Here is a 26,792-nt window from a genome sequence, read left to right on the forward strand (position 1 = left end):
CGGTTGAGACCCCGAGAAGGCCGCGATCAGCGGGAGAGTGCCGTCAAGCGGACGTCAGGGGCGCTCCTCGGGGCTCCGGGTCAGGGACGGGTCGCGTCGGACGGAGGCGCCCAGCAGGTCGTCGACGCGGCGCAGCAGTCCGGCGTCCAGCTTCACACCGGAGGCCTTCACGTTGTCGCGCACCTGCTCGGGGCGCGTGGCGCCGATGATCGCCGAGGACACGTTCGGGTTCTGCAGCACCCACGCCACCGCGAGCTGGGCCGGGGTCAGCCCGGCCTCGGCGGCCAGCGGGAGCAGGCCCTGCACGCGCTCCAGCAGCTCCTGGTCGTCCAGGAAGCGCTTCATGAAGTTCGCGCCGGACTTCTCGTCGGTGGCCCGCGAACCCGCCGGGGGCTCCTGTCCCGGCTTGTACTTGCCGGTCAGCAGGCCCTGGGCGATCGGCGACCAGACGACCTGCCCGACGCCCTCGCGCTCGCACACCGGGACGACCTCGGACTCGATCACCCGCCACAGCATGTTGTACTGCGGCTGGTTCGACACGATCCGGTCCAGGCCCATCTCGTCGGCGATCCGCAGGGCGCGCTCGATCTCCTCGGCGCGCCACTCCGAGACGCCGATGTACAGGACCTTGCCCTGGCGGACCAGGTCGTCGAAGGCCCGCAGCGTCTCCTCGAGCGGGGTCGCGTAGTCGAACCGGTGCGCCTGGTAGAGGTCCAGGTAGTCGGTGCCGAGACGGCGCAGGGAGGCCTCGACGCCGCGCACGATGTGCTTGCGGGACAGGCCGCGGTCGTTCCGGCCCGTCCCCATGGGCCAGAAGAGCTTGGAGAAGATCTCCAGGCCGTCCCGTCGCTCGCCCTTGAGGGCGCGCCCCAGGACCTCTTCGGCGCGGCCCTGGGCGTACACGTCCGCGGTGTCGAACGTGGTGACGCCCTCGTCCAGCGCGGCGCGCACGCACGAGACGGCCGCGTCCTCCTCGACCTGGGAGCCGTGCGTGATCCAGTTCCCGTAGGAGATCTCGCTGACGACGAGGCCGCTGTTGCCAAGATGACGGAATTCCATACCGGGCAGACTAGTCAGTACGGAGGGTTCGCGCCCGTAACCGGTCTCAGCGGCGGTGCTTGGAGAGGAACTCCTCGCCCACGTTCACCCGGGGCTTGGGCAGGCGCAGCTTGCGGATCTGCAGCTGGCGCATCACGCCGTACATGCCCGCGCCGCGCACGTTCTCGGTCTCCTTGGGGTAGCGCTCGGCGATCAGCTTCTTGATCCGGCGCGAGGTGAAGAAGCCCTCGACGACCATGGTCGCGATCATCGCGGGCCACACCACGTAGGTGGCGCCCAGCTGAAGCTCGGGGACCGGCAGGAACAGGAGCAGGATGATGACCAGGGAGAAGTACAGGAAGAACTCGCTGATGGAGCGGCGCGAGTCGACGTAGTCCCGGGCGAGAGCCCGCGCGGCGCCGAGGTCCTGGGGACGGACGTAGCGGTCCTCGGGGTTCTTGGACAGCCCGGCGCGCTGGCGCTGCACTCGGCGGCGCTCCCGCTCCCGGTACTGCTTATAGGCTTCTTTGCGGGTCTGGGGCGCGGCCAGCGGCCTGCGGAGATTGTTGGCGGACTCGCTGCGCTTGGGCGTGGGAGCCTGCTTCTTCTCTGAGACGTTCTTGGCGCGGGGCGCCTGGTCGGCCTCGGAACTGGCGGAGCTGCTCATAACCTGCTCTTGGGATGCTGGGGCGGAGCGACGACGGAACACCTCATCAGGGTAACCGCTCCGAGCTTCATGGCGGCCTCTTGCAAGAGCGCGTAGGGTTGGGAGAAGCGCCCGCTGGGAACAGCCGATACGGACCGAGAAGAGGACGGCCACGCCGATGAGCGTGTTTCAGCGACTTTCCATGATCTTCAAGTCCAAGGCCAACAGAGCCTTGGACTCCGTCGAGGACCCGCGTGAGACTCTCGACTACTCGTACCAGAAGCAGTTGGAGCTGCTCCAGAAGGTCCGGCGCGGAGTGGCCGACGTGGCCACCTCCCGCAAGCGTGTGGAGCTGCAGATCCAGCAGCTGGACCAGCAGGCCAACAAGCTGACCAACCAGGGCAAGGCCGCGCTCTCGCAGGGCCGCGAGGACCTCGCCCGCGAAGCCCTCCAGCGCAAGTCGGGACTGCAGACCCAGATCGACGGGCTGCGCCAGCAGCACGAGCAGCTGCAGGGCGAGGAGCAGAAGCTCACCCTCGCCGCGCAGCGCCTGCAGGCCAAGGTCGACTCCTTCCGCACCCGCAAGGAGACGATCAAGGCCACCTACACCGCCGCCCAGGCCCAGACCCAGATCAGCGAGGCGTTCTCCGGCATCTCCGAGGAGATGGGCGACGTCGGCCTGGCGATCCAGCGGGCCGAGGACAAGACCGCCGAGATGCAGGCCCGCGCGGGCGCCGTCGACGAGCTGCTGGCCTCCGGCGCCCTCGACGACGTCTCGGGCGCGCCCCGGGACGACATCCAGGCCGAGCTCGACCGCATGGCCAGCACCGACAACGTCGAACTCGAGCTCGAGCGGATGAGGCGCGAGCTCGGCGGCGGTGACGGCGGCGGCTCGTCGACCCGGCAGATCGAGGGGGGCGGGGCATGATCGTCCGCATCATGGGGGAGGGCCAGCTCGACCTGAGCGAGGCCGACCTGGACGTGCTGAACTCCTTCGACCGCAAGTTGGAGGAGGCCATCGAGTCGGGCGAGGAGGAGGTCTTCCGCGCGGCGCTGCACGACCTGCTGGCCCGCGTCCGCGAGGACGGCAAGCCGCTGCCCGACGACTCCCTGGAGCCTTCGCAGTACATCCTCCCCCCGGCGGACGCCAGCATGGAGGAGGTCCGCGCCATGCTCGGCGACGAGGGGCTGATCCCCGAGGCGATCTAGGGCGCGCTCCTCGGCTGCCCCCGGGCGCCTGTCCGGAGGAGTCCGGAAGGCGTCCCAGGGCATCCCGGTCCGGGTGCGGCCGCCGCGACACCGCGTCGCGGCGGCCGTGCGCTTTCCGGGGAACGGACCGCTCCCCGCGTTCGTTTAACCGGTCGCGGACCCGGTAGCGGTCCCGCCCGCCCCGACCGCGTCGGCGGGTGGTCGCAGCGCAACCGGCGGGAGGCGGTACGCCGTGGCAGGCAGCAGGTTCGTCCCCGATCGGGGGCTCACCACCCGGATGATCCTGACGATGGCCCTGCTGGGTGCCGTGTACGCGGCCTTCGTCGTCGCGCTGGTCCTGGTAGGCATGCCGTGGTGGCTGGTCGCCCTCGTCGTGGGGGGATTCGCGCTCCTCCAGTACTTCACCTCGGGCCGGGCCGCCATGTTCTCGATGGGCGCGCACGAGGTCACCCCGCAGCAGGAGCCGCGGCTGCACGCGGTCGTGGACCGGCTGTGCGCCATGGCCGACATGCCCAAGCCGAGGGTCGCCGTCGCCCGGACCGACGTCCCTAACGCCTTCGCCACCGGGCGCAGCGAGAAGGACGCGGTCGTGTGCGCCACCACCGGCCTGATGCGCCGCCTGGACCCGGTCGAGCTGGAGGCGGTCCTGGCGCACGAGCTCTCGCACGTGGCGCACCGCGACGTGGTGGTGATGACCATCGCCGGGTTCCTCGGCGTCGTCGCGGGCTTCCTCACCCAGGCGGGGCTGCGCTTCGCCGTGTTCGCCCCGGGGCGGCGCGGCGGCAACGACAGCGGCCCGGCCCCCGCGGCGGTCGCGCTGCTGGTGGTCCTGGTGAGCGCGGTCGTGTGGGCGGCCGGTTTCGTGCTGACCCGCATGCTCTCCCGCTACCGGGAGCTGTCGGCGGACCGCGCCGCGGCGTACCTGACCGGGCGCCCGTCGGCGCTGGGCGGAGCGCTCACCAAGATCACGGGGGACATGGCGAGGATCCCCACTGACGACCTGCGCCGGGTCGAGCCCTTCAACGCGTTCTTCTTCACCCCGGCGCTCTCCGGGAAGGGTTTCGGAATCGGCTCGCTCCTCGCCACCCACCCCCCGATCGAGCAGCGCCTCGCCCAGCTCGCCGACATCTCGCGTCGGCTCGGCGGAGGAGGCTGAGGACGCTCCGCGCGGAGTCGGGGCGGGAACCGGGGAAAGGGGACCGGAACATGGGTTTTCTACGCGCGCTGCTGGGCCGCTCCAAGCCCGTCGAACCCGATCTGGACCGGCTGTTCGGGCTGCCGTCCGCGGCCGTGGCGCTGGAGTCGGTGGCGGGGTTCACCCCCACCGGGACCGGCTCGGTGGCGTTCCGCGCCGCCGAGGGGCAGGCGTTCGCCACCCTCCAGCGCGAGGTCACCGACCTGCTCGGCGCCGGGGAGGGGCCCGAGGCCGAGCCGGTGCGGGACGAGTACGGCTACACCTGGCTGGTGCTGCGCGCCGCCCCGGAGACCCCTGGCGACGTCACGGGCCTGGTCGCCGACCTGCACGCGGTCAACTCCACTCTGGAGGGCGCCGGGTTCGGGCCGTCGCTGCTGTGCTCGCTGGTGGCCTTCGCCGACACCGCGGGGCGCCGGGTCGCGCTGGTCTACCTGTACAAGCGGGGGACCTTCTACCCGTTCGCCCCCCGGGGGGCGAACGGGCGCGACAGCGCCCTGGAGCTCCAGATCGAGGCCGCGATCAGCGGGGAACTCGCGATGGAGAAGGACCGCGGCCGCTGGTTCCCGGTCTACGGCGCTCCGGGGCTCCACTGAGCTTCGGGGGAGCGGGAGGGAACGGGGGCCCTGACGAGGCGCGCCGCCCCGTTGCCGCGGTCCCCGGGGCGGGCCGCCGGACGCCCTTCGGGCCCGGGGCTCTCCGGCGGCCGGGGACGACACGGTTGGATAGCGCTTTCCGAAATTTCGCCGGAGACCTGGCCCATCCGCCGTGTACTGGGCAGACTGGGGGGCGTGCGTATCGTTATTGCTCCTGACAAGTTCGCAGGCACCCTCACCGCCGTCGAGGCCGCCAGGGCCGTGGCCGACGGCTGGCGCGCGGTCGACCCCGAGGCCGAGTGCGAGCTCGTGCCGCTCTCCGACGGGGGACCCGGCTTCGTCGAGGTCCTGCACGCCGCGCTCGGCGGCAGGCTCGTGGACGCCCGCGTGAGCGGCCCCCTCGGCGACCCCGTGCCGGCCCGGTACCTCGTGGTCGGGGACACCGCCTACGTGGAGAGCGCGCTGGCGTGCGGTCTGCACCTGGTCCCCGGGGATCGGCGCGACCCCGGCCGCTCCACCACCCACGGGGTCGGCGAACTGGTGGCGCACGCCGTCGACCGGGGCGCCCGCACCGTGGTGGTCGGCATGGGCGGCAGCGGGACCAACGACGGCGGCGCCGGGATGCTCGCGGCGCTGGGAGCCGAACCCGCCTCCCCGCTGCGGAGGGGCGGCGCGGCGCTGGCCGGGATCGGGGGCCCGGTCGACCTGGAGGCGGCCCGCGCCCGCACCGCCGGTGTGAGGCTGGTCGCGGCCACCGACGTGGACAACCCGCTGCTCGGAATCCACGGGGCCAGTGCCGTCTTCGGCCCCCAGAAGGGCGCCGACGCCGACCAGGTGCAGCGCCTGGACGCCGCGCTGACCGCGTTCGCCGAGGCCACCGACCCCTCGGGACGGCTGCGCGGCGAGCCGGGGGCGGGCGCCGCCGGAGGACTCGGGTACGGCCTGCTGCTGCTGGGCGGCACCGTGGAGTCAGGGGTCTCCCGGGTCCTGGACGCGGTCGGCCTCGCCGGGCTCACCGCCTCGGCCGACGTCGTCGTCACGGGGGAGGGGTCCTTCGACTTCCAGTCCCTGCGCGGCAAGCTCCCGCACGGTGTGGCCAGGACCGCGGCCGAGCACGGCGTCCCTTGCCTGGTCCTGGCCGGCCGGGTCGCGGTGGGCCGGGCCGAGGCCGCGGCGGCGGGGGTCACCGAGACCCACTCCCTGGTCGAGTCGGCGGGGTCGGTCGAGGCCGCGCTGGAACGCTCCGCCGAGGAGCTGCGCGTCCTCGCCGGGAAAGTCGCCCGCCGCTGGAAGCGCTGACCGCGCTGCGATCCGGCCCCGGATGGCGGCCGCCGCCGGAACGACCTAACCTGGGGGGTGAGCACCCTCGGGTTTTGAACGCCGGGTGGAATGCCCGAACGAGCCTCGGCGTTGGCACGTCAGAGGAGTAACGGGTCGCCGTGGCGGCGGCCGCCCCATTTTGGAGGAGTTCGCAGATGACGGTTCAGACTGAGGCCACCACGCAGGGGATCAACCTGACGGACGAGGCGGCCGGGAAGGTCAAGGCGCTCCTGGACCAGGAGGGCCGCACGGACCTGCGGCTTCGGGTCGCCGTCCAGCCCGGTGGTTGCTCGGGTCTGCGCTACCAGCTCTTCTTCGACGAGCGCGAGCTCGACGGAGACGTCGTGGCCGACTTCGGCGGTGTGGGGGTCGTCACCGACCGGATGAGCGCGCCGTACCTCATGGGCGCCACCATCGACTTCGTCGACACCATCGAGAAGCAGGGGTTCACGATCGACAACCCGAACGCGACCGGTTCCTGCGCCTGCGGCGACTCCTTCAACTAGGACCGCGTCCGGCAGACCGGGGAAGGCCCGCGCGGAGTCCGCGTGGGCCTTCCCGCGTGCGGGGGCTCCGCTCCTCGCGGCCCCTCCGCTACCGATGGGTAGAGTTGACCAGTCGTGTCCGACTCCCGTCCATGAGGAGCCCTCGCAGTGCGCATCGCGGTTACCGGATCAATCGCCACCGACCACCTGATGACCTTCGAGGGCAGGTTCGCGGACCAGCTCATCGCCGACCAGCTGGCGCAGGTCTCCCTGTCCTTCCTGGTCGACGAGCTGGAGGTGCGTCGTGGCGGTGTCGCGGCGAACATCAGCTTCGCCCTGGGCTGCCTGGGCCTGAACCCCGTCCTGGTCGGCGCGGCGGGCGGGGACTTCGTCGAGTACTCCTCCTGGCTGGAGCGGCACGGTGTGGACGTCTCCGGCGTGCACATCTCCGAGATCAAGCACACCGCGCGGTTCGTGTGCACCACCGACCAGGACCACAACCAGATCGCCTCCTTCTACGCCGGGGCGATGTCCGAGGCCCGCAACATCGAGCTGTGGCCGCTGTCGCAGCGGGTGGGCGGCCTGGACCTGGTGCTGGTCGGCGCCAACGACCCCGAGGCGATGGTCCGGCACAGCGAGGAGTGCCGGGTGCGCGGACTGGCGTTCGCCGCGGATCCCTCCCAGCAGCTGGCCCGGATGGAGGGCCCCGAGGTCCGCGCCCTCGTAGAGGGCGCGCGGTACCTGTTCACCAACGAGTACGAGAAGGCGCTGGCCGAGCAGAAGACCGGTTGGAGCGAGGACGAGGTCCTCGAAAGGGTGGGCACCCGGGTGACCACCCTGGGCGCCAAGGGCGTGCGCGTCGACCGGGCCGGTGAGCCCTCCCTGCACGTGGAGGCCGCGTACGCCGGGGAGCGGGTCGACCCCACCGGTGTGGGCGACGCCTTCCGCGCCGGCTTCCTGGCGGCCGTGGCCTGGGGCCTGGACCTGGAGCGCTGCGCCCAGGTGGGCAACGCCGTGGCCGTGCACAGCCTCGAGGTGGACGGTCCGCAGGAGTACCGGCTGACCATGGACAGCCTCGTCCGGCGGGTGGCGCGCTCCTACGGCGACGACGCCGCGGCCGAGGTCGAGGCGAAGGTCTCCTGAGGCCGCTCCGGCGCTCCGGGCCGGGCGGCGCGGCCGGGTCCTGGTCCGGGCAGGGCCGACGGACGCGTAGAGTAGATGTCCGACCCTCGTGCCCGGGCACTTCAACGCCGACCGTTCGGTTCGCGGCCCGCACGATCGACTGCTCCGCGCGCTGAAACGCGTGCCGGAATCGTCTGCCACCGCTGCCGCGGCGGGGTCGCCGCGGCGGCGAGGGAACGGAGCCGTCCGTCACCGGACGGTCCGGGCCGTCCTGTGACGCCTCCTAGACTTAGGCAAGCCTTACCTGGGATTCCCGTTTTGCAAGAGACCGAAAACGGAGGACTTGAATGCGCTACACCGGACCGAAGGTGCGGTTGTCCCGGCGCGCCGGTACCCCGCTGACCCGTAAGGCGGTCAGCTACTTCGAGAAGCGGCCTTACCCCCCGGGTGAGCACGGCCGCCGCGTCCGTCGCTCCACCAGCGACTACGCCGTCCGCCAGGCCGAGAAGCAGAAGCTTCGCTGGTACTACGACCTCTCGGAGAAGCAGCTCTCCCGCATCTACGAGAACGCGAAGAAGCGCTCCGGCCGTACCGGCGAGGAGATGATCGCCGAGCTGGAGCTCCGTCTCGTGACGGTGGTCCTGCGCGCCGGTTTCGCCGCGTCGATCTACGCCGCCCGCCAGTTCATCAACCACGGTCACGTCACCGTGGACGGCAAGAAGGTCGACATCCCGTCGTACCAGGTCAAGCCGGGCCAGATCATCGGTGTGCGCGAGAAGTCGCGTCAGATGGTCCCGTTCGTCGAGGCCGCCGAGGGCGTGCACGCCGACGACAAGATCGCCGGCTACCTCGCCGTCAGCCACAAGGACCTGCGCATCGCGGTGGTCGACCGCCCCAAGCGCGAGCAGGTGCCGGTCCCCTTCGACGAGCAGCTCGTCGTCGAGTACTACGCCCGCTAGCCCAGGGGTGGTGACGAGGGCCGCACGACCCTTCAGGGGGGCGTGCGGCCCTCGTCCGCGTTCGGGCAACCCCGCCGATCGTGGCTTTTCCGGGGTCTCGACCACGTCTGAGACCCCGGAAAAGCCACGATCGGCGGGGTTTAGTACATGCGCCGGATGTGGAAGGCGCTGCCTCGCCGGAGGGGGACCTCGGTGACGAAGGTGTGCCGCTTCATGCGGCACCACGCGGGGATGTCGGCCTGCGCGGCGGGATCGTCGGCGGTCACCGCGATCACCGAGCCGATCGGCACATCGCGCAGTCGCCCGGCGAGCAGGATGATCGGAATGGGACACTTGCGGCCGATCGCGTCGATGATCAGCAGCGGCTGCTCGGGCACCGCGGGACTCCTTGTTCGTGCTGGTCGTATCCCAATCTTTACCCAGGCCCGCGCCTAAAAGGCACCCGGTTAAGGATGTTGTGAACGCAGCGATACTCTCGCTTCTGGAAGCCGCCAGGCCTGGCCGGCCGCGGCCCCGCTCGGGGTTACGGTCCGGTCCGGACGCCCGCAACGGGCGTTGCACAACACGCTGACCAGTGATCCCCAGGGGCCGGGGAGCCGGGCCGTCCGCGATAATGTTTCCGTTTGACAAGCTTTGGACATACGACCGCCCGCGCCTGACGCGGGCACTCACCGCTGGGAAGGCAATCCGTGAGTCCGACCCGCCATAGGAATCGGCGCCACGCGCTGCGCCGATGGGCACCACGTGGCGCCGCGCTCGCCGCGCTGGCTGTAGCCGCGACCGGCTGCGCGTCAAACGAGTTCACTCGTTTGGGGCTGCCGGAGCCGATCACCGAGCAGGCCGAGCGTGTTCTCACGCTCTGGCAGGGCTCGTGGGTGGCGGCGTTCGCGGTCGGCATTCTCACCTGGGGACTGATCATCTGGGCGATCGTCGCCTACCGCAAGCGCTCCGACCAGCTGCCGCCCCAGGTCCGCTACAACATGCCGATCGAGGCGCTCTACACGGTCCTGCCGATCATCGTGATCTCGGTGTTGTTCTACTTCACCGCGCGCGACCAGGCGTACCTGATGGAGACCGACGAGCCCGCCGACGTCCACGTCGACGTGAACGGGTTCCAGTGGAGCTGGCAGTTCACCTACGAGGACGAGATCGACGTCAACGGCAACCCCGTCTCCGTCGCCGGCGTCCCCTCGACGAGCCGCGACGAGCTGCCCGTGCTCGTGCTGCCGAGCGACAGCGTCGTGCACTTCGACCTGGAGTCCCCCGACGTCATCCACTCGTTCTGGATCCCGGCGTTCGCGTTCAAGATGGACGTCATCCCGGGCCACCCCAACGAGTTCCAGGTCAAGATCAAGCCGGGCACCGAGGGCACCGAGCCCGGCGGCACCGACTACGCGGGCCGCTGCGCCGAGCTGTGCGGTGTCGACCACTCCCGGATGCTGTTCACCCTCCGGGTGGTCAGCCCCGAGGAGTACCAGCAGTGGATCGACGAGCAGAAGGCCAACCCGCCGGAGCTCCCCACCGTTCCGGACCTCGAGGAGGGGACCCCGGCCCCCGACCCCGGGCTGGACACCGCGCAGGACTCCGGGACCGGCTCCGAGCCCGAGGCCGGCGCGGAGGAGGGCTCCGAGCCGGAGTCCCGGCCCGAGGCCACTGAGGAGGAGGGCCAGTAATGAGCACGACGGCTACTTCGACGGCCTCCCCGGGCCCGACGACGAGGACCCCGGGCCGCAAGGGGTCGATCATCGTCAACTGGATGACGTCGACCGACCACAAGGTCATCGGGTACATGTACCTGATCACCTCGTTCGCGTTCTTCATCCTCGGCGGCATCCTGGCGATGCTGATCCGGGCCGAGCTGCTGTTCCCCGGCATGCAGCTGATGACCAACGAGACGTACAACCAGCTGTTCACGATGCACGGCACGATCATGCTGCTGATGTTCGCGACCCCGCTGTTCGTCGGGTTCGCCAACATCATCCTGCCGCTGCACATCGGCGCCCCCGACGTGGCGTTCCCGCGCATCAACCTGTTCGGGTACTACCTGTTCCTGTTCGGCAGCCTCATCGCCATCAGCGGGTTCATCACCCCCGGCGGCGCGGCGAGCTTCGGCTGGTTCGCCTACACCCCGCTGTCCGACGCGGTCCGCTCCCCCGGCATCGGCGGCGACCTGTGGATCATGGGCCTGGCCGTCAGCGGTCTGGGCACCATCCTGGGCGCGGTCAACTTCATCACCACCGCGCTGTGCATGCGCGCGCCCGGCATGACCATGTTCCGGATGTCGATCTTCTCCTGGAACACCGTGCTGACCAGCGTGCTCGTGCTGATCGCGTTCCCGGTGCTGACCGCGGCGCTGATCGCGCTGGGCGCCGACCGCATCGTCGGCACCCAGGTCTACAACCCCGAGCACGGTGGCGCCATCCTGTGGCAGCACCTGTTCTGGTTCTTCGGCCACCCGGAGGTCTACATCATCGCGCTGCCGTTCTTCGGCATCGCGACGGAGATCCTGCCGGTGTTCAGCCGCAAGCCGATCTTCGGCTACAAGAGCCTGGTGGGCGCGACCATCGCCATCACCGGCCTGTCCGTGACGGTGTGGGCGCACCACATGTTCCCCACCGGCGCGGTGCTGCTGCCGTTCTTCTCGTTCATGTCGTTCCTGATCGCGGTGCCCACCGGGGTGAAGTTCTTCAACTGGATCGGCACCATGTGGCGCGGGCAGATCAGCTTCGAGTCGCCGATGCTGTTCGTCATCGGGTTCCTGGTGACGTTCCTGTTCGGCGGCCTGACCGGCGTGCTGCTGGCGTCCCCGCCGATCGACTTCCACGTCACCGACACCTACTTCGTGGTCGCCCACTTCCACTACGTGGTGTTCGGCACGGTGGTGTTCGCGATGTTCGCGGGCTTCTACTTCTGGTGGCCCAAGTTCACCGGGAAGATGCTCGACGAGACGCTCGCCAAGTGGCACTTCTGGCTGCTGTTCTTCGGCTTCCACGGCACCTTCCTGGTCCAGCACTGGCTGGGCGCCGAGGGCATGCCGCGCCGCTACGCCGACTACCTGCCCAGCGACGGCTTCACCGCGCTGAACCAGATCTCGTCCTACGCCTCGTTCGTCCTGGGCGCCTCGACCCTGATCTTCCTCTGGAACATCTGGGTCACCGCGAAGAAGGGCAGGAAGGTCGAGGTGGACGACCCGTGGGGCTACGGCTGCTCGCTGGAGTGGGCGACGTCCTGCCCGCCGCCGCGGCACAACTTCGTCTCGCTGCCGCGCATCCGCTCCGAGCGCCCGGCGTTCGACCTGCACCACCCGTACGCCGCCGCCCCCGGCGCAGTCCCGGCAAGCACGAAGTAGGGCTGGATCACCATGAAGACGCAGGCATACCTGTTTATGGGAGTTTCGACCTTCTTCGGACTGGTCGCCGCTCTCTACGTCTACTGGGCGTGGCTGGTCGAGGGCCAGATCGAGTGGACCGGGACGGTCGCACTGACCGTCGCGATCGGCTTCGGCTGGATGGTCGGCTTCTGGCTCTGGCAGGCGGCCCGGCGCAGTGAGCGCCACCACGGCCTCCCCGCGGAGGAGCGGCTCGACGGCAACGTCGACGAGAACGCCGGCGAGTACGGCTTCTTCAGCCCGCACAGCTGGTGGCCGCTGTTCGTGGCCATGTCGGTGGCCTTCACCGCCGTGGGCGTCGCCATCGGCTGGTGGATGGTCTTCGTCGGCGCCTTCGCGATCATCCTGACCGCGATCGGCTGGGTGTTCGAGTACTACCGCGGCGAGTTCCAGCACTAGGACCCGGCCGCACACTCCGATGGGGTGGCGCCTCCCTTGGGAGGCGCCACCCCATCGGTATTCTTCTACGCAAGGGGCCCGGTACGCGCCGAACCGGCGGGGTACCCACTTTCCGGCCGTTTTTCACTTTTTTTCTGAACCTTTTCGCCCTGCTGCGCGTCCTATCAGGACGACACCCGTTTACTAGCCGAATTTGATGTTGGAGGTCGCACGCGTGAAGGGCAGTGCATTCCCGACGATTCGTCGTCTTGGGGTCGGATTGGCGGCAGCGGGCCTCCTCTTCACCGCGGCGTGCTCCGGCTCCGGTGGGGAAGGGGAAGCTGCCGGGGGCGGCGAGGAGCAGGCTGCGGCCGTGGACCTCGTGATCACCCCGGCCGACGGCGGGGCCGACATCAGTCCCGACAGCCCCGTCACGGTGAGCGCGACCGGCGGCACCATCGACGAGGTCACGGTCACCCAGACCGGCGGCGAGGAGCAGCAGGCCGAGGAGGCCGTCGCCCAGGAGTCGCCCGAGGCCGGAGAGGACGTCGAGGAGGAGTTCGGGACCGTCACCGGAACCCTCAACGAGGACAAGACCGAGTGGACCAGCGACTGGACCCTGACCCCGGGCAGCAAGGTCACCGTCGTGGCCACCGGGACGAACGAGGCCGGTGAGTCCACCGAGGTCACGAGTGAGTTCAGCACGCTGGCGGCGGTTCCCGGCCAGCGGCTGGAGATCCAGTCGAACTTCCCGGTCAGCGGGGACACGGTCGGCATCGGCATGCCGATCATCATCAACTTCGACCTGCCGGTGGAGAACAAGGCCGCGGTCGAGGCGGCGATGGAGGTCGTCTCCGAGGAGCCGACCCAGGGCGCGTGGAACTGGTTCGGCGACCAGATGGCGGTGTTCCGCACCGAGGAGTACTGGGAGCCCAACCAGAAGGTGACGGTCAACATGCACCTGGCGGGCGTCCAGGCGTCCGAGGGCGTCTACGGCGTCAAGAACCACCAGCTGAACTTCGAGGTCGGGCGCTCGCAGACCACCGAGATCGACAACGACACGCACCGCATGGTGGTCACCCGCGACGGCGAGCAGATCCAGGACTTCCCCATCAGCAACGGCGACGGCAGCACGCGGGCCTTCACCACCACCTCGGGCGTCCACCTGACGATGGAGAAGTACCAGCACCTGATCATGGACTCGGCCACGGTCGGCATCCCCAAGGGCAGCCCGGGCTACTACTACCTGGACGTGAACTACGCCGTCCGCGTCTCCAACAGCGGCGAGTTCACCCACGCGGCCCCCTGGAACGGCGACCTGGGCGTGGCCAACCGCAGCCACGGCTGCACCAACATGAGCACCGCGGACGCCCAGTGGTTCTACGAGAACTCCTACATGGGCGACCCGGTGACCATCACCGGCACCGACCGCGAGCTCGAGGTCGACAACGGCTGGGGCTTCTGGCAGCGCTCCTGGGACGAGTGGCTCGCCAACAGCACGGTCGGCGAGGCGGACAAGACCGACGAGGCGGGTTCCCCCGGCTCCCCGCTCGCGGGCGCTGAGGCGGCCGAGGAGTCCCCCGAGGAAGAGGCGGCCGCCAACTAGTCGCAGTACCCCCCCAAGGGCCCCGGAGCGCCGCTCCGGGGCCCTTCCGCATGCCCGCGGCAGGGGCGGGGCCGTCAGAGGGCGCCGGTGATCCCGAGTCGGTGGCGCGCCCACGCCCCGTGGGTCCGCAGGTCCTGTCGCCGGTCCTTCGCCAGCCGGTCAAGCGTCGAGGTGTTCGCCCTCCTCGGCCTCCCGGGAGATGGCATCCCGTGCGGCTTCGAGGGCCGGTCCCGCCTTCACCCGGAATGATCATGGGCTTTCCGCCCTTCCGGGCCCCGGAACGGGCAGAAAGCCCACGACTGTCAACGGAACCCTGACGAACGAGCATAGGGAGCCTCGGGCCCGGGAACCGGGTGCGGCGGCGGCCGCACCCGGCCGCGACAACGACGAGGGGGCGGCGGCCCCGCGGGGCCGCCGCCCCCTCGGGCGGCGCGGGTCCGGAGCGCTCCTCGCGCTCCGGGGCGCTAGTGCTGTCCGACCTTCTCCTTCTCGGCGTGGGTGCCGTGGTGGAGGTGGTGGCCGGTGTGCGGCTCGACGCCGTCGAAGGACACGTTGTCCTTGGTGTACCAGTGCGCGAGCCGGGAGCGGAGCCTGCCCATGGGCTTGCGCGAGGCGGGGGACTCCACGCCGTTGGCGTCCACGGTGGGCTCGGGGGTGTAGTCCTTGCCCTTGGCGCTCTCGAGCACGTGCACGGTCTCCCCCGAGGACTTCTTGTGGACCTCGACGAACTCGCCGCCCGGGAGCTGCGTGATGGTGCCGCTCTCGTAGCCGTGCTCCAGGGTCTCGCGGTCGCGCCGCTGCAGGCCCAGGCAGATCCGCTTGGCGATGATGAACGCCAGAATCGGCCCCAGGATCAGGAAGATCCGGAAGAACCACGTGGTCGCGTACAGGTTGATCTGGAAGACGTGCGACAGGATGTCGTTCGACCCCGCCAGCCAGCAGACCCCGTAGAAGGTGATGCCCGCGACGCCGAAGGCGGTGCGGACCGGGGCGTTGCGCGGCCGGTCGGCCACGTTGTGCACCCGGCGGTCCCCGGTGATCCACGCCTCGACGAACGGCCACGCGGCCAGCCCGCCGAACAGCAGGCCCATGAAGCCCAGGCCCGGCACCAGCACGCCGGTGATGATCGCGTACCCGCCGATGTCGAAGTCGAACCAGTTCGGGAACATCCGGAGCGACCCCTCGAGGAAGCCCATGTACCAGTCGGGCTGGAGGCCCGAGGTGATGGACGTCGGGGTGAAGGGGCCGAACAGGTGGATCGGGTTGATCTGCACGAACCCGGCCAGGCCGGTGATGACGGCGAAGGTGAAGAAGAAGAAGCCGCCCGCCTTGATGGCGAAGGCCGGGAACATCGGCGTGCCGACGACCTTCTTCTCGGTCCGGCCCTTCCCCGGGTACTGGGTGTGCTTCTGGTGCCACAGGATCATGAAGTGCGCCGCGATCAGCGCCAGCAGGATGCCCGGGATCAGCAGGATGTGCAGCATGTACAGCCGCGGGATGATCATCTCGCCCGGGAACTCGCCGCCGAACATGAAGAACGACAGGTACGTCCCGATGAGCGGGATGGACAGCAGCACGCCCTGGAAGATGCGCACGCCCATGCCGGACGGCAGGTCGTCGGGCAGGGAGTAGCCGAACAGGCCCTCGACGATCGCCAGGGTGAAGATGGCGACGCCGATCAGCCAGTTGATCTCGCGCGGCTTGCGGAACGCGCCGGTGAAGAACACCCGCAGCATGTGGATCACCAGCGACGCCACGAAGATCAGCGCGGCCCAGTGGTGGATCTGGCGGATCAGCAGACCGCCGCGCACGTCGAAGGTGATGTGCAGGGTCGAGGCGTACGCCTCGCTCATGCCCACGCCGCGCAGGCGCTCGTACGAGCCGTCGTAGACGGTGTGCGCCATGCTCGGGTTGAACCAGAGCGTGAGGAACACGCCGGTCAGCAGCAGGATGATGAACGAGTACAGCGCGATCTCGCCCAGCATGAACGACCAGTGGTTCGGGAAGACCTTGCGCAGGTTCTTCTCGCCCGTCTTGGCCAGGTGGAAGCGGTCGTCGATGAAGTTGCCGACGCCGCGCAGCGCCTTCGGCGCGGGTGGTGCCTGGTTGTCGCTCATCAGTCCTCCACTCCAGCGTCCCAGAAGGTCGGGCCGACCGGCGCGGAGAAGTCTCCGGCTGCGACGAGGTAGCCCTCGTCGTCGACCCTCACGGGCAGCTGCGGCAGGGGCCGGTGCGCCGGTCCGAAGACGACCTCGGCGCCGTTGGCGGCGTCGAAGGTCGACTGGTGGCACGGGCACAGGATCCTGTGCGTGGTGCGCTCGTACAGGGCGGCGGGGCAGCCTACGTGGGTGCAGATCTTGGAGTAGGCGACGATCCCGTCGTGCGTCCAGTCGAGCTGCTGCTGGGTCATGTCCGGTCCGAAGTCCTGCGGATCCATCTTGATCAACAGGATAACCGTCTTGGCCTGCTCGTTCATGCTGAGGCCGTGCTCGGGGTCGTGCGACTCGGGCAGCGCGGTGACCATGCTGCCGACCTCGTCGAGGTCCGCGGCCGTGATCCGCCGGTCGGTGCCCTCGACGACCATGTGCAGGCCGTCCTCCCACGTGGTGCTCTTGAGCGTGTCCTTGGGCAGCGGCCCGGTGTCACGCAGCAGCACGATGGGGGCCAGGCCCAGCGGGGCCATGGCCAGGAGGAGGGTGCGCCGCATCAGCGGGCGCTTGGTGAAGCCGCTCTCGTTCGCGCCGCGCATGAAGAACTCGCTGAACGAGCCCTTCTCCTCCTTGGAGGAGGGCAGCTCGTCGTACGGCGAGGAGACCTCGTAGTGCGGCAGGACCTGGCGCGCCCACACGGTCATGCCCGCGCCGATGGCGAAGAGCGACAGCGTGAGCGTGCCGCCGAGCAGCACGTTCGCGAGCTGGGCGATCCCCGGGTCCGCGACACTGGGGTCGCCGTCCGCGTTGGGCGGGAACGAGAAGTAGCTGACGAAGAAGCCGACTCCCGCGAGGAACGCGATCAGGAACCACAGCGCGGCGATCCGCTCGCCCTTGCGCTGCGTCTCCTCGGAGCGGGTGTGCGTCTCCTCGGCCGGGTACGGGCCCTCGTGCCTGCGGTGCGGGTCGCCCGTGGCGGTGGCGGCGCCGTCGGCGGCCGACGGGGTGCCGATGACCCGTTCCCGGGGCTCGTCGGCGCCGCTCGCGGCGTCGTGGTGGTTGGTGTTATCAGTCATGAGCTCGCTGCTTCGCGGTGATCCAGATCGCGCACGCCACGATCAGGCTGATGCCGACGGTCCAGCCGATGAAACCCTCGGCGACCTGACCGACACGGTCGAGGGCGAAGGGGCCTCCGGCGTTCGGCTCGGCGTCCAGCTCCTCGACGAACTTGATCAGCGACTGCTTGTTCCCCTCGGTGAGGACGTCGTCGTTGAACACGGGCATCGCGCCGGGGCCGGTGAGCATGGCCTCGTAGATGTCCCGGGGAGTCGCGTCGGTGAGGGCGGGGGCCCAGCGGCCGTCCGTCAGCGCGCCGCCCGCGCCGGACCAGCTGTGGCAGTGCGCGCAGTTGGTCATGTACAGCTTCATGCCGGCCTCGGTGTCGCCGCCGGCGATGTACGACTCGTAGGCCGCCTCGTAGGTCTCCAGGGCCTCCTCGTACTCGGCCTCGGACGCGTAGTCCGCGCGCTCGGGCGCGTCGCCGGGGGCCTGCTCCGGGATGCCCGGGCCGCCGCCGAACTCCGCGTCGACGTAGGCCGCGAGGTCGGCGATCTCCTGGTCGGAGTACACCGGGGTCCTGCGGGGCATCTGGGCGTTCGGGTTCATGGACGGCATGCGGCCGGTGCTCACCTGGAAGTCCACGGCCGCGGCGCCCACGCCGGTCAGGTCGGGGCCCCAGGCGGAGGCGTTGCCCGTCTCCTCCTGGGTGCGGCCGGTGCCGTCCTCGCCGTGGCAGCTCATGCAGCTCTGGGTGAAGATCTGCTTGCCGTTGGCGATGTCGACCTCGGTCGCCTCAGCGTCGGCGGCCAGGGTGTCGGCCCTGGCCTGGTCGGCGGTGGGAGCCACGAAGGCGTATCCCACGCCGAGGAGTGCCAGCGCGATGATGACGACGGCATACCCCGCGAGGGGATGCCGTCGCCGCGCGGTAATCCATTTCACGGTTTCCCCGTTCGGGTTACTGAAGTAGGTAGATGGTTGCGAACAAAGCGATCCAGACCACGTCGACGAAGTGCCAGTAGTAGGACACGACGATCGCACTGGTCGCCTGCTGGTGGGTGAAGCGCTTCGCGGCGTACGTGCGTCCCAGCATGAAGAGGAACGCGATCAGACCACCGATGACGTGGAGACCGTGGAAACCCGTGGTGAGGAAGAACATCGAGCCGTAGGCGCTGGACTGGAGAGTCAGCCCCTCGTGCACGACCAGCTCGTAGTACTCGTACGCCTGGCCCACGATGAAGACCGCGCCCATGGCGAACGAGATGTAGAACCACTTACGGAGCTTCTTGACATCACCGCGCTCCGCGGCCCAGACGCCGGCCTGCGCGGTGAAGCTGGAGGCCACCAGGATGATGGTGATGGTCGTGGACAGCGCGACGTTCAGGTGCGCGTCCGGCCACTGTCCCAGGTCGGGGTTTCCCTTGGTCACCGATCGGATGGTGAAGTACATCGCGAACAGCGCCGCAAAGAACATGAGTTCGTTGGCAAGCCACACGATGGTGCCAACACTCACCAGGTCAGGTCGCTTAGCCGCACCATGCGCTGGTGTCGGTCCTGTTTCTTGGTTCGCGGTTACTGTCGCCACGCCAGCATTATTGCGGTATCTCACGAGGGGCGCTGCACGACCCCCCGTAACGCGGCCGACCGCAAGGGCCGAAAGTGGGCAAGTGCGCTGATCTCGCCGTATTTACCGTGACGATTCCGTGATCACGGGGGTGGTTCGGGACCTTCGCGGTTTCGGCCCGACCCTAACGTCCGGACCACCCGTCCCCTCAGGTCGGAGCGGCTCCGACGCCCTGGTCGTGCGTGAGTCCCCTATAAGGAATAGGCTCCCCATGAGCACCCGGCCAGTGCGGGGGGCGTTTCCGGGAAACCGTTCCGGGCCCGCCCCTCCTCGAGGGCAGGGCCCCCGCCGTGCGAGGCTGCGGAGCTTGCGGAGCAGCGCGCGGCAGGGGCGCTCGCGGCGCCGATGTCGCTCGAACAGCCAGCAGGACGACCTCCGTCGGCCGGCGGCCTCCCACCCGGGGCCCGCCCGCCGGACCGGAGGCGTTGTCCAGACACGCTCTAAGGACGGTAACCATGGCGAACACCGGGACCGACAAGTCGGCTTTGATGCGCGTCCTCGTCTACAGCGACGACGCGTCGGTCCGCGAGCAGGTACGCCTCGCGGTCGGCCGCCGCCCCGCGGCCGACGTGCCCAAGGTCGAGTTCGTGGAGTGCGCGACGGCCCCCGCCGCGCTCCGGCGCATGGCGGACGCCGACATCGACGTGGCCGTCTTCGACGGGGAGGCCAGGCCCGCCGGGGGAATGGGCCTGTGCCGCCAGGTCAAGGACGAGATCTTCGAGTGCCCGCCCGTCCTCCTGCTCATCGGCCGCCGCGACGACGGCTGGCTCGCCACCTGGTCGCGCGCGGACAAGGTGGTCGGCCACCCGATCGACCCCGTCGCCCTGGCCGGGGCCCTCGCCGAGCTGATGCGCGACCGCGCGCACCGGCTCGCCCCCACCCGGTGACCGGGGAATAGCGGGTAGCGGGACCGTGCCGCTCGTTCACACCGCCGCGCCACCGCGCGGCGGCCGTTTTCCCCGGGCCTTCGCCGGCGCCTCGCACCACGGGGCGGACATCGCTCGATGGCGGTCGCGCGCGACCGTCCGAGCGGCGCGTACCCCGTGTGCCGCCGCGTTCTCCTCTTCCCGGTGACAACAAGGAATCCACGTGAGTGAACGAACCTGGTCCGAACTGATCAACGCGCTGCTGGGCGGCGCCTCCCTCCCGGCGGCGGACACCGAGTGGGCGATGAACGAGATCATGTCCGGCTCCGCCACCGACGCGCAGATCGCGGGCTTCGCGGTCGCGCTGCGGGCCAAGGGCGAGACCGTGGCCGAGGTCGACGGCCTGGCCCAGGGCATGATGGACAACGCGGTCCGGATCGCGGTCCCCGGACCGACCCTGGACATCGTGGGCACCGGCGGCGACCGCGCGCACACGGTCAACGTCTCCACGATGGCCGCCGTCGTCGCCGCGGCCGCGGGGGCGCGCGTGGTCAAGCACGGCAACCGGGCGGCCTCCTCGTCGTGCGGCACCGCCGACGTGCTGGAGCGCCTGGGGGTGGTGATCGACCTGAGCCCCGAGGCCACCGTCTCGGTCGCGGAGGAGGCCGGGATCACCTTCTGCTTCGCGCCGCTGTTCCACCCCTCGCTGCGCCACGCGTCCAGGACCCGGCGCGAGCTCGCCGTCCCCACCGTCTTCAACTTCCTGGGGCCGCTCACCAACCCGGCGCAGCCGGACGCCTCGGCCATCGGGGTGTTCGACGAGCGCATGTGCGAGGTCATCGCGGGCGTGTTCGCGGACCGGGGCGTGCGCGCGCTGGTGTTCCGCGGCGACGACGGACTGGACGAGCTGACCACCAGCACCACCTCGTCGGTGTGGGTGGTCGCGGACGGCGCCGCCCGGCACGAGCGGTTGGACCCCGCGGACCTGGGCATCGGGCGGTCCGCGCCCGACGCGCTGCGCGGCGGCGACGTCGAGTTCAACGCGCAGGCCGTGCGCGACTTCCTGGACGGTCGCACCGGTCCGGTGCGCGACGCGGTCCTGCTGAACGCCGCGGGCGCGCTGGCCGCGGCGGAGGGCGTCACCGGCTCCCTCGTGGAGATGCTGCGCGGCCAGTACGCGCGCGCCGCCGAGACCGTCGACAGCGGCGCGGCCAAGGCGAAGCTGGACGCCTGGGTCGAGACCAGCCGGTCCCACGCCGGGCGCTCCTGACGGGAGGCTCGCGGGAGTCCCGTTGACGACCGCGACGCCGGCGTTCCACCGTGCCCGTTTCGAGGAACGCCGGCGTCGCGGTCGCCGCGGTGCCGGCCGACGCCCGCCTGACGACTCCGGGGACGCCCCGGCCTTCGGGCGGGGAGGACGTCAGAGGCCCAGTGAGAAGGCCGCCTCCAGGTCGTGCTGGGAGTAGGTGTGGAAGGCGATGTGGGTGTCCGACGAGACCACGCCCGGCACCTTGTTGACCCGGCCGGGGATCACCTCGGCCAGGTCCTGGTGCTCGCGCACGCGCACCAGCGCGATCAGGTCGATTCCGCCGGTGACGGAGTAGACCTCGCTGACTCCCTCCAGGGCGGCGATCGCCTCGGCGACCTCCGGGATGCGGCCGACGTCGGCCTTGATCATGACGATCGCGGTGATCACGGTTTTTCCTCCTAGGAAACGGTGGTCCGGCGGCCTCAGTGCACGTCGGACAGGCGCGCGCCCGCCCGCCAGCGGACGCGGTACACGAGCAGCCCCGCGAGCAGTCCGGCGACGAAGCCGTAGACGTGCGCGGCGTACGCGACCGGGTTCTGCCCGTCGGGGGAGAGCGAGAGGCTGAGGTACAGGAAGTAGTCGAGTGCGAAGTAGGTGGCCACCAGCATCCACCCGGGGAGCCGGACCGGTAGGAAGCCCAGCAGCAGTGTGATCACCCTGCTGCGGAACTGGACGATCAGGTAGGCGCCGAGCACCCCCGAGATCGCCCCCGACGCGCCCACCAGGGGCACCTCCACGGGGCCCTCGCTGAGCGCGAAGCCGTAGGAGGCCACGACCCCGGTGAGCAGGTAGATGGCCAGGAAGCGGAACCGCCCCAGGCGGTCCTCCACGCACGGGCCGAAGACGAACAGGTACACCATGTTCCCCGCCAGGTGCAGGGAGTCGCCGTGCAGGAACATCGAGGTGACCGAGGACAGCCACGGCCACTTGGCGACCTCGCCCGAGCAGTCGGTGAAGGCGCCCGCCTCCGCGCCCAGCGGCTGCCCGGTGAGCAGCTCGGCCGGGACCGCCGCCCAGCGCAGCAGGTAGAGGTCGACGGCGCACAGCCGCGCGCCGGGGTCCGCGCCGTACCAGGTGGCCAGCATCGACATCGGCGACAGCAGGTACACCAGGACGTTCACGGCGACCAGCGAATAGGTGACCACCGGCACACGGCGCACGAGGTAGTCGTCACTGAGTGGAATGCCCGCCATCGCACCCGCGTCCTGTTCTAGGGATCAAGCCATGGGCCAGTCTGTCAGAGATCCCGCGTCGGGCCCGGCGTGTGCCGGTGGACCAGGCGCAGGTACTTCTCCGCGCCGTTGGCCGGGCTGACCCAGTCGCGGTCGAGTTCCAGCAGGCGCGTCCCCGCCGAGCCGAGCCAGCGGAGCACGCACTCGGTCTCGTTGGCGTCGGCGCGGGGGACGGGGCCGCTGCCCGGGGGGACCGTCTCGGCGGAGGCCACCAGCGCGCCCAGGTACGCGTGGGGGTCCGCGCCGGGGCGCATCCGCCCGCTCGCGGCGAGGCGGCCGTGCCGGACCACGCACAGCTCCCAGGTGTCCCCGACGGGGCGGGCCGCCACCAGGTGCGGCACGTCGGCGAGTCCCTGGAGCCGCTGGGTGCGCACCGCCGCGGCGAGGAACGCGGACAGCCTGTCCCGGTGGAGCGCGGCCTCCTCGTAGCGCAGTTGCCGCGACAGCGCGCCGATGTGCGCGGTGAGCGCCTCGACGACGGGGGAGACGTCCGACGACATCGCGCGCGCGACGGCGTCGGCGTGCGCGGCGTACTCCTCGGGCGACTCGGCCCCCTCGCACGGCGCCCCGCAGAGCCCCATGCCGGCCAGGGCGCAGGCCGCGCCCCGGCGCGCCGGGGTGATCCGGTGCGCGCACCGGCGGATCGGGAAGGTCTGGTGCAGCGCGTCGCGGGCCAGCTCGGCGACCCGGACGCTGGGGAACGGCCCCAGGTACCGGGCGCCGCCGTCGCGCACCCGCCGGACCACGGACAGCCTCGGGAACGCCTCGGTGGTCAGTTCGAGCCAGGGCGCGCGCTCGGGGTTGCGCGAGCGCCGGTTGTAGGGCGGTTTGCGTTCGGCGATCAACCGGAGCTCGCGGACCTCGGCCTCCAGCGCGGTGCCGCACACGATCGGGGTGACGCGCTCGGCCAGGCCGACCATCTCGCGGATCCGGGAGCGGGTCTCCGAGGCGGTGAAGTAGGACCGCACCCGTGTGCGCAGGTCGCCGCTCTTGCCGACGTACAGGGCGGCGCCCGAGGCGTCCTCGAAGACGTACACGCCCGGCTCGGCCGGAACGCCGTCGGCGAGGTGGCGCTTGCCGCGCTGGACGGGCGTGGGCGCGCTGCGGAAGGACCGCAGCTCCTCCCAGGTGCCGACGCCGCGGGCCCCGAGCCGTCCGAGAAGCCCGCGCAGGACGCCCACGGTGGCGCGGGCGTCGTCGAGCGCGCGGTGCGTGGGCTCGTCGGCGACGCCGAAGAACCCGGCGAGCGTGCCGAGCTTGTGGTTGGCGGTCTCCTGGCGGGACACCAGGCGGCGCGCCAGTGGCAGCGTGTCGAGGACCGCGGGGTTGGGCCAGCGCAGCGTGTGCGCCGCGCAGGCGGCCTTGAGGAAGCCGACGTCGAACGGAGCGTTGTGCGCGACCAGGACGGAGCCCGAGTCGAACCCGGCGAACTCCAGGAACGCGGGGAGCGCCTCCTCGGCCGGCGGGGCGGCGTCCACCATGGCCTGGGTGATCCCGGTGAGCAGGGTGACGAACGGCGGGACGGGCGCGCGCGGGTCCACGAGCGAGCCGAATTCGCCCAGGACCTCTCCGCCGCGGATCTTCACCGCGCCGATCTCGGTGATCCCGGCGCCGTCGGGACGCGAACCGGTGGTCTCCAGGTCGACGACCACGAAGGTGGTGAGCGCGAGCGGGGTCCCCAGCTCGTCGAGGGTTCCCTGGAGCGGGTGACTGGGTTGTGCCACCAGGCCAGCGTACGTGTGTTCGGCGGGACGTCGGATGGGAGGGCTCCCGCGTCCGCAGGACAGGCCCTCCGCCGCTTCACAGCCCCCTCCCAGGGCATTCATGGAAAGATGGCCCAGACCACTCGATATCCACTTCGGGGATTCGCGGTGGTGGCCGTGTCTCCCCGGCCGCTTCCGCGCGCCCGCGAAATAGGGTCGGGACCGATGGAGGAGGACAGGGTTGTGAGAGTTTCGGTGACGTTCCCGAGGGGCGGCGGGGCGCGTCCATGACGGCGGACCCAGGCGGCGCGGGCGACGACCGCGCCACGCAGGACGGAGAGCCGAAGGGGGAGTCGCTGGAGCGTCCGCTCCCCGAGGCGGTGCGTGCCCGCGTCGTCGAGTACGGGGCCGAGATCCTCGGTTCCATGACCGCCGCCGAGATCCCGTCGGCGCTGCGCCGGTTCGCCAAGTTCGAGCCGCGCCGCCGGGCCCGGCTGGCCGGACCGGACATCGCCTCCCGCCTGGAGTCCGACGACGAGTTCCGCGGCCGGGTCGCCGACCGGATGCGCAAGGCCTGGCCCACCCTCGCCGACGGGCTCGGCAACGGGGAGATCCCCCCCGCCGCGGACCCGGTCACGGTCGGGGCGGTCGCCTACCTGCTGCGGCCGGACGGCTGGCCCTCGGTCATCGAGCACGTCCACGCCGAACTGGAGCGCCAGGCCAAGGCGAAGGAGGCCGACGCCACCGCCGACGCCATCGCGGAGCTGCGCGGCAAGCTGGACGAGGCCAGGGCCGGGCACAAGGAGGAGGTCGTCAGGCTCCGTGCGGAGCTGCGCGGGCACAAGGCCGAGATCGCCGAACTGCGCCGCAAGCTCCACACCGAGCGGCAGCAGGCCAGGAAGGCGGTGCGGCGCGCGGAGGAGGCGACGGCCGAGGCGGGGGACCGCACCGGGACCGCGGCCGCGCGGGTCAGCTCCCTGGAGGCCGAGAACCGGCGGCTGCGCGGAAAGCTCGCGGCGGCCGAGGCCCAGATCGAGAACGTCCGCCGGGCCGCCCGGACCGGGCGCAGCGCCGACGAGGCTCGGCTGCGGGTGCTGCTGGACGTCCTCCAGGACGCCGCGCACGGGCTGCGCCGCGAACTCGCGCTGCCCACGTCGATCACCCTGCCCGCCGACCTGGTGGCCGCGGAGGCGCGGGCGGGGGCGAGCGGGGTCCCCGGCCGGGGCCTGCCCGACGACGACCCCGGACTCGTCGACCAGCTCCTGGTCATGCCGCGCATCCACCTGCTCGTGGACGGCTACAACGTCACCAAGACCGGGTACGGGACGCTGCCGCTGGCCGACCAGCGCACCAGGCTCCTGGCGGGTCTGGAGGGCCTGGCGACCCGGACCAAGGCGGAGATCACCTGCGTGTTCGACGGCGCCGAGGTCGACGCCCCGCTGACGCTGTCGGCGGCCCGCCGGGTGCGGCTGCTCTTCAGCGACCCGGGGGAGACCGCGGACGAGCTGATCATCCGGCTGGTCCGGGCCGAGCCGGAGGGGCGCCCCCTGGCCGTGGTCACCTCGGACAAGGAGATCATCGCGGCGGTCCGGCGCGAAGGGGCGCGCACGGTGGCGTCGAGGCTGCTGCTCAGGCGGTTGGACTGACCGGCCGGAGGCCGGTTCGCGGCCGGTGCGCGTACCTGTGCGGAAGGTTACATTCCGCCCGCGCGGTTGAGTGCCCGGGAGCGGTCCGCTAGGTTCTATCCGGAGCCGTAGCCGAGCGCGTTCGGATTCGCGCCGCCGGTTCCACGCGTCCAGTTCGCGGACGCACCCCTCCATCAACCCCCTCGAAGCGGACTTTTCTCAAAGGAGCGTGTACCGCCCATGGCTGACAAAGGTGGACGGCGCGCGGCCCGTCGGATCGCGACCGGACTCGGGTTCGTGGCAGCCGGCAGTCTGATCCTTCCCAGCGGTATCGCGCACGCCGAGCCGACCCAGGAAGAGGTCGAGAACAAGCTCGACGAACTCAACGAGGAGGCCGGGGCCCTCGTCGAGGAGTACAACGCGGCCAAGGAAGAGTACGACGCCCTCAAGAAGAAGGCGGACGAACTCGAGAAGCAGGTCGGGGACGAGGAGGACCGCTACGAGGAGCTGCGGGACAAGGTCTCGTCCTTCGCCAGCGCCGCGTACATGTCCCCCGACCTCGAGGCCGGGACCACGATCCTCTCCGTGGAGAACCCCGAGGACCTCCTGGACCAGTCCGCGGACCTCGGCTACCTCTCCGAGAGCCAGCGGGCCGAACTGGAGGAGTTCGAGGGTTCCACCGAGCGGCTGATCAAGCTCAAGCAGGAGAACGAGGAGATCCTCGAAGAGGCGGAGAACAAGAAGGACGAGATCGAGGACAAGCAGAGCGACGTCGAGGACAAGATCGCCGAGCAGGAGGAGCTGCTCTCGCAGTTCCCCAGCGCCGACCCGGCGGGCGGCGGTTCGGACGTCGGCGGCAGCTACACCGGCTCGGCCTCGGGCAGCGCCGGCTCGGCCCTGGACTTCGCCTACGCCCAGCTCGGCAAGCCGTACGTCTACGGCGCCGCCGGCCCCGACAACTACGACTGCTCCGGCCTCACCATGCGTGCCTGGGCCAACGCGGGCGTCAGCCTGCCCCGCACCACCTACGGCCAGGCCGAGGCCGGGCAGCGGGTCGGCTACGACGCCATGCAGCCCGGCGACCTGATCTTCTTCTACGGCGGTCTGACCCACGTGGGCATGTACGTGGGCGGCGGCCAGATGATCCACGCCCCGCGCACCGGCAAGAACGTCGAGGTGGTCTCGCTGTCCGGGTACTGGGACGGCGAGTTCCAGTTCGCGGTCCGGCCGTAGGGGCCGGGGGTCGAAGGGGGTCGTCCCCCTGGGTGGTGCCGCGGTTCGCGGTCCG

General features: G+C 70.7%; 26 protein-coding genes. 16 read left to right on the forward strand and 10 right to left on the reverse strand.

The genetic code is table 11. The features are described 5' to 3' along the window. Positions 1-54 precede the first annotated feature (54 nt). Together EV190_RS10865 and EV190_RS10870 are read right to left on the reverse strand one after the other, a co-directional pair. A complete protein-coding gene (locus tag EV190_RS10865; RefSeq protein ID WP_133741376.1) occupies positions 55-1,059 on the reverse strand; it encodes an aldo/keto reductase family protein in 1,005 nt (334 codons plus the stop codon). Between the two features lie 46 nt (positions 1,060-1,105). Beyond that, positions 1,106-1,705, reverse strand: coding sequence for a DUF3043 domain-containing protein (locus tag EV190_RS10870; RefSeq protein ID WP_133741377.1), 600 nt, complete (start codon positions 1,703-1,705; stop codon positions 1,106-1,108). Between the two features lie 157 nt (positions 1,706-1,862). Here EV190_RS10870 and EV190_RS10875 point away from each other — a divergent pair, with 157 nt between their 5' ends. The 8 genes from EV190_RS10875 (at position 1,863) to rpsD (ending at position 8,567) form a co-directional block, all read left to right on the forward strand. Beyond that, positions 1,863-2,612, forward strand: a complete 750-nt coding sequence (locus tag EV190_RS10875; protein WP_133741378.1) for a PspA/IM30 family protein — start codon at positions 1,863-1,865, stop codon at positions 2,610-2,612. Continuing rightward, positions 2,609-2,893, forward strand: a complete 285-nt coding sequence (gene pspAA, locus EV190_RS10880; protein WP_133741379.1) for a PspA-associated protein PspAA — start codon at positions 2,609-2,611, stop codon at positions 2,891-2,893. The genes EV190_RS10875 and pspAA overlap by 4 nt, the downstream gene beginning before the upstream one ends. Before the next feature lie 232 nt (positions 2,894-3,125). Next, a complete protein-coding gene (gene htpX / locus EV190_RS10885; RefSeq protein WP_133741380.1) occupies positions 3,126-4,049 on the forward strand; it encodes a zinc metalloprotease HtpX in 924 nt (307 codons plus the stop codon). A 50-nt stretch (positions 4,050-4,099) separates the two neighbouring features. Then, positions 4,100-4,681, forward strand: coding sequence for a PspA-associated protein PspAB (gene pspAB, locus EV190_RS10890; protein ID WP_133741381.1), 582 nt, complete (start codon positions 4,100-4,102; stop codon positions 4,679-4,681). A 195-nt stretch (positions 4,682-4,876) separates the two neighbouring features. Then, a complete protein-coding gene (locus EV190_RS10895; RefSeq protein WP_133741382.1) occupies positions 4,877-5,980 on the forward strand; it encodes a glycerate kinase family protein in 1,104 nt (367 codons plus the stop codon). Positions 5,981-6,156: 176 nt separating this feature from the next. Then, a complete protein-coding gene (gene erpA / locus EV190_RS10900; RefSeq protein WP_133741383.1) occupies positions 6,157-6,507 on the forward strand; it encodes an iron-sulfur cluster insertion protein ErpA in 351 nt (116 codons plus the stop codon). A 147-nt stretch (positions 6,508-6,654) separates the two neighbouring features. Then, positions 6,655-7,629 (forward strand): carbohydrate kinase family protein, encoded by a 975-nt coding sequence (locus tag EV190_RS10905; RefSeq protein WP_133741384.1) that lies wholly within the window; start codon positions 6,655-6,657, stop codon positions 7,627-7,629. A gap of 326 nt (positions 7,630-7,955) precedes the next feature. After that, positions 7,956-8,567, forward strand: a complete 612-nt coding sequence (rpsD, locus tag EV190_RS10910) for a 30S ribosomal protein S4 (RefSeq protein WP_133741385.1) — start codon at positions 7,956-7,958, stop codon at positions 8,565-8,567. Between the two features lie 140 nt (positions 8,568-8,707). Here the strand turns inward: rpsD and EV190_RS10915 are convergent, their stop codons facing one another. Further along, entirely contained in the window at positions 8,708-8,944 is a 237-nt protein-coding gene (locus tag EV190_RS10915; protein WP_133741386.1) for a sulfurtransferase TusA family protein, read from the reverse strand. A 312-nt stretch (positions 8,945-9,256) separates the two neighbouring features. Between EV190_RS10915 and ctaC the strand changes: the two genes are divergently transcribed. From ctaC to EV190_RS10935, 4 genes are all read left to right on the forward strand, one after another. Then, positions 9,257-10,240: an aa3-type cytochrome oxidase subunit II gene (gene ctaC, locus EV190_RS10920; protein ID WP_449182083.1), complete on the forward strand. Its 984-nt coding sequence runs from the start codon at positions 9,257-9,259 to the stop codon at positions 10,238-10,240. Further along, positions 10,240-11,916 (forward strand): aa3-type cytochrome oxidase subunit I, encoded by a 1,677-nt coding sequence (gene ctaD / locus EV190_RS10925; RefSeq protein WP_133741387.1) that lies wholly within the window; start codon positions 10,240-10,242, stop codon positions 11,914-11,916. Before ctaC ends, ctaD begins: the two co-directional genes overlap by 1 nt. A gap of 12 nt (positions 11,917-11,928) precedes the next feature. Beyond that, on the forward strand, positions 11,929-12,354 hold the full coding sequence (locus EV190_RS10930) for a cytochrome c oxidase subunit 4 (RefSeq protein WP_133741388.1): 426 nt from the start codon (positions 11,929-11,931) through the stop codon (positions 12,352-12,354). A gap of 214 nt (positions 12,355-12,568) precedes the next feature. Next, positions 12,569-13,939: a L,D-transpeptidase gene (locus tag EV190_RS10935; RefSeq protein WP_133741389.1), complete on the forward strand. Its 1,371-nt coding sequence runs from the start codon at positions 12,569-12,571 to the stop codon at positions 13,937-13,939. Between the two features lie 464 nt (positions 13,940-14,403). Here the strand turns inward: EV190_RS10935 and qcrB are convergent, their stop codons facing one another. The 4 genes from qcrB to ctaE are packed head-to-tail and all read right to left on the reverse strand — an operon-like array spanning position 14,404 to position 18,754. Then, on the reverse strand, positions 14,404-16,056 hold the full coding sequence (gene qcrB, locus EV190_RS10940; protein WP_133741390.1) for a cytochrome bc1 complex cytochrome b subunit: 1,653 nt from the start codon (positions 16,054-16,056) through the stop codon (positions 14,404-14,406). After that, the gene (qcrA, locus tag EV190_RS10945; protein WP_133741391.1) at positions 16,056-17,165 is read right to left on the reverse strand and encodes a cytochrome bc1 complex Rieske iron-sulfur subunit; all 1,110 of its coding nucleotides are present in this window, start codon (positions 17,163-17,165) and stop codon (positions 16,056-16,058) included. The genes qcrB and qcrA overlap by 1 nt, the downstream gene beginning before the upstream one ends. Further along, positions 17,158-18,087: a cytochrome bc1 complex diheme cytochrome c subunit gene (gene qcrC / locus EV190_RS10950; protein ID WP_133741392.1), complete on the reverse strand. Its 930-nt coding sequence runs from the start codon at positions 18,085-18,087 to the stop codon at positions 17,158-17,160. The genes qcrA and qcrC overlap by 8 nt, the downstream gene beginning before the upstream one ends. Positions 18,088-18,103: 16 nt before the next feature. Next, positions 18,104-18,754: an aa3-type cytochrome oxidase subunit III gene (gene ctaE, locus EV190_RS10955; protein WP_449182087.1), complete on the reverse strand. Its 651-nt coding sequence runs from the start codon at positions 18,752-18,754 to the stop codon at positions 18,104-18,106. Positions 18,755-19,224: 470 nt separating this feature from the next. On the opposite strand from ctaE, the gene EV190_RS10960 reads away from it, so the two are divergent. Together EV190_RS10960 and trpD are read left to right on the forward strand one after the other, a co-directional pair. After that, the gene (locus EV190_RS10960; protein ID WP_133741394.1) at positions 19,225-19,656 is read left to right on the forward strand and encodes a response regulator transcription factor; all 432 of its coding nucleotides are present in this window, start codon (positions 19,225-19,227) and stop codon (positions 19,654-19,656) included. Between the two features lie 202 nt (positions 19,657-19,858). After that, positions 19,859-20,905 carry an anthranilate phosphoribosyltransferase gene (trpD, locus tag EV190_RS10965; RefSeq protein WP_133741395.1) on the forward strand — a complete coding sequence of 349 codons (1,047 nt, stop codon included), beginning with the start codon at positions 19,859-19,861 and terminating at the stop codon, positions 20,903-20,905. 150 nt (positions 20,906-21,055) lie between these two features. On the opposite strand, the gene EV190_RS10970 is transcribed toward trpD, so the two are convergent. From EV190_RS10970 to EV190_RS10980, 3 genes are read right to left on the reverse strand one after another with little or no spacing between them, the layout of a single operon-like run. After that, complete coding sequence (locus tag EV190_RS10970; RefSeq protein ID WP_133741396.1) at positions 21,056-21,331, reverse strand: Lrp/AsnC family transcriptional regulator; 276 nt, start codon at positions 21,329-21,331, stop codon at positions 21,056-21,058. A gap of 35 nt (positions 21,332-21,366) precedes the next feature. Further along, positions 21,367-22,137: a rhomboid family intramembrane serine protease gene (locus EV190_RS10975; protein WP_133741397.1), complete on the reverse strand. Its 771-nt coding sequence runs from the start codon at positions 22,135-22,137 to the stop codon at positions 21,367-21,369. 44 nt (positions 22,138-22,181) lie between these two features. Beyond that, a complete protein-coding gene (locus tag EV190_RS10980; protein ID WP_133741398.1) occupies positions 22,182-24,002 on the reverse strand; it encodes a DEDD exonuclease domain-containing protein in 1,821 nt (606 codons plus the stop codon). A 164-nt stretch (positions 24,003-24,166) separates the two neighbouring features. Between EV190_RS10980 and EV190_RS10985 the strand changes: the two genes are divergently transcribed. Together EV190_RS10985 and EV190_RS10990 are read left to right on the forward strand one after the other, a co-directional pair. Further along, on the forward strand, positions 24,167-25,525 hold the full coding sequence (locus EV190_RS10985; RefSeq protein ID WP_133741399.1) for an NYN domain-containing protein: 1,359 nt from the start codon (positions 24,167-24,169) through the stop codon (positions 25,523-25,525). A gap of 219 nt (positions 25,526-25,744) precedes the next feature. Then, positions 25,745-26,737, forward strand: a complete 993-nt coding sequence (locus EV190_RS10990) for a C40 family peptidase (protein WP_133741400.1) — start codon at positions 25,745-25,747, stop codon at positions 26,735-26,737. Positions 26,738-26,792 lie beyond the last annotated feature (55 nt).

This window comes from Actinorugispora endophytica (assembly GCF_004363075.1).
GTDB classification, from domain to species: Bacteria; Actinomycetota; Actinomycetes; order Streptosporangiales; family Streptosporangiaceae; genus Actinorugispora; species Actinorugispora endophytica.

Excerpts from the sequence above, each read along its gene's own strand:
- pspAA (WP_133741379.1), top strand. The coding sequence starts at position 2,609 with ATGATCGTCCGCATCATGGGGGAGGGCCAGCTCGACCTGAGCGAGGCC.
- EV190_RS10975 (WP_133741397.1), bottom strand. The coding sequence starts at position 22,137 with ATGGCGGGCATTCCACTCAGTGACGACTACCTCGTGCGCCGTGTGCCG.
- qcrA (WP_133741391.1), bottom strand. The coding sequence starts at position 17,165 with ATGACTGATAACACCAACCACCACGACGCCGCGAGCGGCGCCGACGAG.
- pspAB (WP_133741381.1), top strand. The coding sequence starts at position 4,100 with ATGGGTTTTCTACGCGCGCTGCTGGGCCGCTCCAAGCCCGTCGAACCC.
- EV190_RS10870 (WP_133741377.1), bottom strand. The coding sequence starts at position 1,705 with ATGAGCAGCTCCGCCAGTTCCGAGGCCGACCAGGCGCCCCGCGCCAAG.
- ctaD (WP_133741387.1), top strand. The coding sequence starts at position 10,240 with ATGAGCACGACGGCTACTTCGACGGCCTCCCCGGGCCCGACGACGAGG.
- erpA (WP_133741383.1), top strand. The coding sequence starts at position 6,157 with ATGACGGTTCAGACTGAGGCCACCACGCAGGGGATCAACCTGACGGAC.
- EV190_RS10865 (WP_133741376.1), bottom strand. The coding sequence starts at position 1,059 with ATGGAATTCCGTCATCTTGGCAACAGCGGCCTCGTCGTCAGCGAGATC.
- EV190_RS10930 (WP_133741388.1), top strand. The coding sequence starts at position 11,929 with ATGAAGACGCAGGCATACCTGTTTATGGGAGTTTCGACCTTCTTCGGA.
- EV190_RS10985 (WP_133741399.1), top strand. The coding sequence starts at position 24,167 with ATGACGGCGGACCCAGGCGGCGCGGGCGACGACCGCGCCACGCAGGAC.
- EV190_RS10980 (WP_133741398.1), bottom strand. The coding sequence starts at position 24,002 with ATGAATGCCCTGGGAGGGGGCTGTGAAGCGGCGGAGGGCCTGTCCTGC.
- EV190_RS10990 (WP_133741400.1), top strand. The coding sequence starts at position 25,745 with ATGGCTGACAAAGGTGGACGGCGCGCGGCCCGTCGGATCGCGACCGGA.
- qcrB (WP_133741390.1), bottom strand. The coding sequence starts at position 16,056 with ATGAGCGACAACCAGGCACCACCCGCGCCGAAGGCGCTGCGCGGCGTC.
- EV190_RS10960 (WP_133741394.1), top strand. The coding sequence starts at position 19,225 with ATGGCGAACACCGGGACCGACAAGTCGGCTTTGATGCGCGTCCTCGTC.
- rpsD (WP_133741385.1), top strand. The coding sequence starts at position 7,956 with ATGCGCTACACCGGACCGAAGGTGCGGTTGTCCCGGCGCGCCGGTACC.
- EV190_RS10875 (WP_133741378.1), top strand. The coding sequence starts at position 1,863 with ATGAGCGTGTTTCAGCGACTTTCCATGATCTTCAAGTCCAAGGCCAAC.